The sequence below is a fragment of the Rubneribacter sp. genome, from assembly GCF_965361815.1.
Genome location: NZ_CBDTNW010000044.1, coordinates 1 through 6,471, shown reverse-complemented (window position 1 = coordinate 6,471; position 6,471 = coordinate 1). Strand labels below are relative to the sequence as shown.

Below are 6,471 nucleotides of genomic sequence, written 5' to 3'. Positions count from 1 at the left end.
CATGGCCGCCCGCCCCGCGTGGGACAGCGTCCTTTGGATCCTCTACGTCCTCGGCAACGCGTGCGCGCTCGGCCCCTGCACGATGGCCCTTGTCATGGCCGCAGTCGGCGACGACGCCGCGCCCGCGGGGCTGCCGGCCCTCGTCGGCGCGGCGGTCGGAGCCGTGACGGCCGTGGCCTTCGCCGCCTCCCTGCAGGCGTCCGCCGGCGCCTTCGCCGAGGTCGGGTTCTACTTCGACCCCACGCGCCCGACGGCCGGCATGGCCGACGCCGCGAGCGTCGTGGCCGCCCAGGTCCCGCTTCTGTGGGCGGGCGCCGTGGTGATCGGCGGTCTGGCCCCGCTGGCGGCGGCCTTCATGGGCAGGAAGTCCGCCAACTGGAAGGTTTGGGGCGCCGTCGCCGTGGCCTGCGCCCTCGTAGGGGCGATCGCCCTGCGCGTCGTGTTCTACGAGCTGGGCCTGAGCGTGTTCATGTTCTACTAGGCTCCTTGTGGCTTGACGGGGCCGTCCTGCGGATAAGAGGGGCGGTCCCGTGCTCCCCGTACGTCTTCCGAGCGCCCCGCGCGGGCGCGGCCTCCCTCCCCGAAACCCCCTTGCAAATGGGAAGGCCGCCTCCGCGCGGGGCGCTTTGGCATCCCTGTCCGCCTCTCTGTTAGACACATGAAACCAGGTTTGACGCGAACCTGTGCTTGCCAACACTCGAGCCGAGCTTCCCTGCTCGGGCGCTTCGGAAAGTCTCGCCTGTTAGGCGGGGAGGGCTTTTCGATGCGCCCGGCGGGGCTTTGCCCGACGGGCCGGTCCGGCCCATGCCGATCTCGATTTAGCAGACCCCCGCGTGCAAGTTGGCCGCAAACCGCGCCCTGTGGCACTCCGGGCGGCCGATCCGGCGTATCGTCGAACCGCGCGATTCTCGCGATCTGGGGTTTCTCCGGACGCGAGGGGCGCGGAAGGTGAAAAGACGGCCCCGCGCGTGCCATAGGGCGCGGTTTGCGGCCAACTTACGGGAGCGAGGTCCGTGCCAGCGGCAGCTTGGCAGAGGGCGGGGCGGGCGTTCTGGATGCGGGGGCAAAGGCGCGCTACGACGGTGCGGTCCCGTCGTCGCCTTGCCGCTCGCCGTCGTCGCGATGAGCGCGGGGGATCATGTCGAGCAGATCTTGACGCGAATGGATGTCGAGTTTCTTGTAGATGCGCAGGCGGTGCGCGTTGATGGTTCCTTTGGAGATGAAAAGTTTCTCGCTGATGTAGTTCGCATCGCGTCCGCAGGCGATCAAGTACGCTATCTCGCGCTGTCGAGGCGACAGCTCATACTGGTCGAACAGCGTTTCGCATCGGTCTTTGAACGAGGCGCGTTTCGCGTCCTCCCGTCCCTTCCACAGTTTCGAGAAGTTCTCGGTCGTCAATATGGAATTGCATAAGATGAGGAGCGCAAGGACGAGGACGGTTGAGAATGCGACTGTTCGCATAGGGTTTTGGAGCACGACGGGCGCAAGGGCGTAGGCGGCGATGCTCCCGACGAATCCCGAAGCTGCGATAAGGCTGCGTCCGAATCCGAACGTGAGGACCGGCGAGAGCTTCATGCGCTGGCAAAGGTAACCGAGGATGATCCAGACGATCAGCTCGAAGCACGTGTAGCCTGTTTTCACGAGCGCGGCGGGCACCAGGCTGGATTGGCCGAAAAGAGGGATCAGGAGGATGCCCGCGATCATGACGATGAGGGCGGGGCGGAACAGCATGTTGATGTCGAGCGCCTGCCTTTTCCCCGTTATCACCACGAAGGCTATGATGATGAGCGACATGGCTATGAGCATGGTGAGGGCGAATCCGTCGGATGGCTGGTTTTGAGTGACCGGCTGTATGTCGCGGGTGATGCCCGCCGCAAATCCGAACAGCACGATGCCCGCCGCAACTTTGAGGAAATCTCGATTCTGGCTTTCGAAGTGGGGCTTTTGATACAAGGTGCTCACGGCTGCGGCGTCGGCGTTGCGGCAGAGCCAAGCCGACATCAAGGGCAGCGCTATGGCGAAGGCGTACTGGGCGACAGGCGGCGTCAGGGAGATGAGCGTGTACAGAAGGATGCCGAAGAAATAGGCGGAGCAGGATTCCACGACGAGCCTGTTCAGCTTGAGCTTGGAGAACGCTATACTCCACGACATGAGGAGCATAGCCGATCCCGCGCCCGTGAAAAGGGCCGCCACCGCCATAAGCCCGCCCTGCGCCCCTTGTGCGACCTCTGGCAAGCCTGCGGCGGGGATGAGCGCGCTGCCCGCCGACATCACGAGCGGCCCGATGACCATGCCGACGTTTCCGGAAAGCATGCGTTCCGTCCGCTCATGGAGCAAGGCCGCCACCGTCAAGGTGAGGGCCAACGCCCCTACGCTCCACAGGTAGACGTTCGTGTTGATGGAGCCGCCCATGGCGTCGGGCATGTGAAAGAGCGTGATGCTGAAAAAGCAGATGTGCGCCCAAGCTCGGTTGCAGGCGAACCCCGCGATCCTCGCAAGCGAAGTCTCGTCCAGCGTGACGGCTTTCGTTGTGACGCTGATCATTTCGTCCTCTCCCCTCCGCGCGGTGCGTCCTCGCGCTTTCCTCTTGTCGAACATCATAGGCTCGCGCAGGGCGCGTGTAAATTCATAAGCCGTTTATGACGCCTCTGACGTGGTTATACGCTGGCATCCGATTCCCTTGGCGCGCTCTCGCAACGATCATGGGAAGGGCAGGGTTTTGACGAGATGCCGCCCTGCGAGGAGGAGGGGCCCTCACAGGAGGAGAGGCCCCGCGAGAGGAGATCGGGCGTATGGAGAAACAAAGGCCATGCATAACAAGGCGAACATTCGCGAAACTGGCTGCGGTGACCAGCGCAGTCGCGTTCGCGAGTGCGAAACCTGCGGCGGCGCTTGCGGAGAGCGAGGTGGAAAGCGCTTCCCAGAAAGAGGTCAAGCGCATTCGCACCGCGTGCCGCGGCTGCGGCAAAATGGAATGCGGCGTGTGGGTGACGGTCGAGAACGGTCGCGCTGTGAAGATCGAGGGCGATGAGTCGGCGTTTCAGTCTCGGGGAAACTGCTGCACGAAGTCGCAGGCTTCCATCGAGGCTGCGTACCATCCCGACCGCGTTCGCTACCCCATGAAACGCACGAACCCCAAAGGCGAGGACGACCCTGGCTGGGTTCGCATCAGCTGGGACGAAGCGTTCCAGACAACCGTCGAAAAGGCGAGGGAAGTGCAGGAGCGTTACGGCGGCACGTCCATCGCGGGCATCACGGGCACTTCGCGCGTTTGGCCGATGGCGGGCACGGCGGGATGGGTTCGCATGTGGGGCTCTCCCAACGGGATCCAGGCTTGGCAGGTGTGCAAGGGTCCTCGGCACTTCACGGGAAACCTCGTGTCCCAGTTCGCCCATTCCTGGGTGGCCACGGTCGACCGACCTCGCGTGTACACCGCTTGGGGCGGATCGACTGAGATATCGAACTACGACGACAGCTGCCGCACGAGCGTGGAGGTGGCGAACGAGGCCGACATCACGATCATCGTCGACCCCCGTGTGACGAACCTGGGCAAAGAGGCGGACTACCACTTGGCGCTGCGCCCGGGCACCGACGGCGCGATGGCGATGGGCTGGGCGCATGTGATCGTCGATCACCAGCTTTACGACGATCTGTACGTGAAGCGATGGACGAACGCTCCTTTCCTGGTCGTCGAGGACATGGAGGCTTCCGGATACGACACGGTGTCGAGCAACGGGGATCCCTTCAAGCTGACCACGAGGCTGCTCAAGGCGTCCGATCTGGCCGAGGACGGGGATCCTCACCGCTACATGGTGTGGGACAACCTTGCGGACAAGCTGACGTACTTCGATTCGGAGAGCGGCCTGTGGGAAGGCGAGGCATGGAGCAAACCCACCGAGGGCTTCGTGCCCAAACAGCGCTTCACGGAAGGGGTGGCGCCTGGTTGGTGTCCGAATCCCACTCCCTTCGATCCTGAGATCGATCCCGCCTTGTACGGGGAGTTCGAGGTGACGCTCAAGGACGGATCGAAGCACATGGCGCGCCCCGTGTGGGAGTTCTACGTCGAGTCGCTTGAGGAGTACACGCCCGAACGCACCGCCGAGATAACCGGCGTCGACGCCCAGCTCATCGAGGACGCCGCCTTGGCATGGGCCACGCGCCTCGACCCGGCGACGGGCTATGGCAACGGCGGGCTGCGCTACATGCTGGCCATCGAGCACAACGGGCATGCCGTGCAGACGTGCAGGACCCTTGACACCCTGGTCCAGATCACCGGCAACATGGACACCCCGGGAGGCAATCGCGGATCGACCCGCTCGCCTGTGGAGGGAGGGCATGCGGGCTTTGGATCGAACGCCCCCGGATGCCCGCCCATGCCCGAGGAGAACCGACTCGCCCGCCTGGGCAGCGACCGGTTCCCGCTTTTGCGCTGGTTCAACTCGTGGGCCGATGCCAACACGGTGTGGGAGGCCATGACCACGGGCGAGCCGTACCCGGTCGTCATGGCCATGAACTCCTCCGGTGACTTCATGTGCCAGGGCAACACCACGTACAACTGGGAGGCGCTTCGCAAGCTCGACTTCACGTTCGAGGCGAACCTCTGGCAGCCTCCTTCGGCTGGCATGGCCGACATCTTGGTGCCCGCCCAGCACTGGCTCGAGATCCCCGGTTGCCCGCGTGCGTCGCAGGGGTCGCACGGCGCGATGGGGGCCAACGTCAACTGCATCGAGCCCATAGGGGAGAGCATCTTCGATCCGATGATACTCGTGAACTTCCACAAATACGCCGGCATTCCGTATTGGCCGCAAGATCCCGCGCGCCCCTATCCGAGCGAGCAGGATCTGCTCGACGACGGCGTGAAGTATTTCCGCGACTCGTGGGACGAATACGTCGAGGAGTTCCAGGAGAAGGGATGGTGGGACGTCAAGGTGGTGGAGCCCGAGCTGTGGGGGACGTACCGTCGCTACGAGACGGGTGCTTTGAGGTCGCGCAACGCCGGAGGCATCCTGGGAACGAAGGGAGATTTCAAGCCGGGGTTCTACACGCCCACCAAGAAGGTGGAGATCTGGTCGACGCTTATGGAGTCGTATCACCCGGGAGAGGGATGGGAGCTTCCAAGCTACGACGAGCCGCCTCATTCGCCCGTGAGCGATCCGGAGATGTTCGAAGAGTACCCCCTCATCATAACGACGGGTCGTCGCATCCCCGTCTACTTCCACTCGGAGCATCGGCAGCTGCCCTGGTGCCGAGAGCTGTGGCCGGTGCCGCGTGTCGAGATACATCCGAAGACGGCGGCCGAGTACGGCATCGAGCAAGGGGACTGGGTGTGGATAGAGACGCCCTGGGGCAAGGTTCGTCAGGTGGCCGATCTCTACATGGGCATCGACCCCGGCGTGATCAACTGCGAGCACCAGTGGTGGTTCCCGGAGCTTTCGCAGGCGAGCAAGGGGCACGAACTGTGCGCAGTCAACCATTTGGTGGACAGGAACGCGCAATGCCCGCATTGCGGTTGCGGAAACGTCCGGGCCTACCTGGGCAAGATATACAAGGCAACGCCCGAGAACTCGCCGTTTGGAAACCCGGTGCCCTGCGGCAACGACGGCACCGAGATCATTACCTCGCCGAGCGATCCTCGCCTGAGGGAATGGGCTGCCGCCATCAACAACATTTCGCAAGATCCCGATAAGTGGGAGGAGTACGCAGGATGACGCAATACGCGATAGTCACCGACCTGAACAAGTGCGTCGGGTGCCTTGCTTGCTCGGTGAGCTGCAAGGCGGTGAACGATGTGCCCATCGGGTCGTTCTGGAACAAAGTGCTGCGAGTGGGGCCCAACCCCTCGTTCGAAGGGGCTGATTTCCCCGATGTCGATCTGTACTTTTTAACCGTGCAGTGCCAGCACTGCGCCCAGCCCGAGTGCGTGGCCGTGTGCCCCACGGGCGCCTCGCACAAGCTTGAGGACGGCACGGTGCAGATAGACAAGTCCAAGTGCATAGGCTGCCAGTTCTGCGCCATGGCCTGCCCCTACGGGGTGAGGTACTTGAACGAGGAGGAGCGCGTGGTGGAGAAGTGCACCATGTGCGAGCAGAAGATCGCCCAGGGCGAGCTGCCGCAGTGCGTGAGCCAGTGCGGCGGGCGTGCGCGGTTCTTCGGGGATTTGGATGAGGGGATCGATTCTTTCGCAGCCCCTGATATGACGAAAGGCAATGCGGATCGCTCCTATGATGCTTTGCAGGCGGCGCGCGTGACGCTGAGGGAGAGCATAGACGGAGGCTTTTCGCGCGATTACGCTGATTCCGATGTATACCGCCTGCCCGACGTGGGCAACAAGCCGTCGTTCGCGTACATCCTGCGCGACATGAAGTGGCAGGGAGGGGAGTAGGTTATGGAACTGCAATGGCCTTTGATCCTGTTCACCACGCTGGTTGCGTGGTCGGCGGGGCTGTTCGGGACGCAGGCGCTCTTGGCGGC

Annotated in this window: 3 protein-coding genes and 1 pseudogene; 3 read left to right on the top strand and 1 reads right to left on the bottom strand. The window is 63.7% G+C overall.

Annotated features, from left to right (window positions below):
* A pseudogene (locus tag ACWKY3_RS02885) lies at positions 1-481 on the top strand (dimethyl sulfoxide reductase anchor subunit family protein); the annotation flags it as partial.
* A gap of 593 nt (positions 482-1,074) precedes the next feature.
* Here the strand turns inward: ACWKY3_RS02885 and ACWKY3_RS02880 are convergent.
* A complete protein-coding gene (locus tag ACWKY3_RS02880; RefSeq protein ID WP_449314914.1) occupies positions 1,075-2,544 on the bottom strand; it encodes a helix-turn-helix domain-containing protein in 1,470 nt (489 codons plus the stop codon).
* A gap of 248 nt (positions 2,545-2,792) precedes the next feature.
* On the opposite strand from ACWKY3_RS02880, the gene ACWKY3_RS02875 reads away from it, so the two are divergent.
* Positions 2,793-5,708, top strand: coding sequence for a molybdopterin dinucleotide binding domain-containing protein (locus ACWKY3_RS02875; RefSeq protein ID WP_449314913.1), 2,916 nt, complete (start codon positions 2,793-2,795; stop codon positions 5,706-5,708).
* Positions 5,705-6,382: a 4Fe-4S dicluster domain-containing protein gene (locus tag ACWKY3_RS02870; RefSeq protein WP_449314912.1), complete on the top strand. Its 678-nt coding sequence runs from the start codon at positions 5,705-5,707 to the stop codon at positions 6,380-6,382. The genes ACWKY3_RS02875 and ACWKY3_RS02870 overlap by 4 nt, the downstream gene beginning before the upstream one ends.
* Positions 6,383-6,471 lie beyond the last annotated feature (89 nt).

Bases quoted from the DNA above. Each gene is read 5' to 3' on its own strand.
- ACWKY3_RS02875 (WP_449314913.1), top strand. From the start codon at position 2,793: ATGGAGAAACAAAGGCCATGCATAACAAGGCGAACATTCGCGAAACTG.
- ACWKY3_RS02870 (WP_449314912.1), top strand. From the start codon at position 5,705: ATGACGCAATACGCGATAGTCACCGACCTGAACAAGTGCGTCGGGTGC.
- ACWKY3_RS02880 (WP_449314914.1), bottom strand. From the start codon at position 2,544: ATGATCAGCGTCACAACGAAAGCCGTCACGCTGGACGAGACTTCGCTT.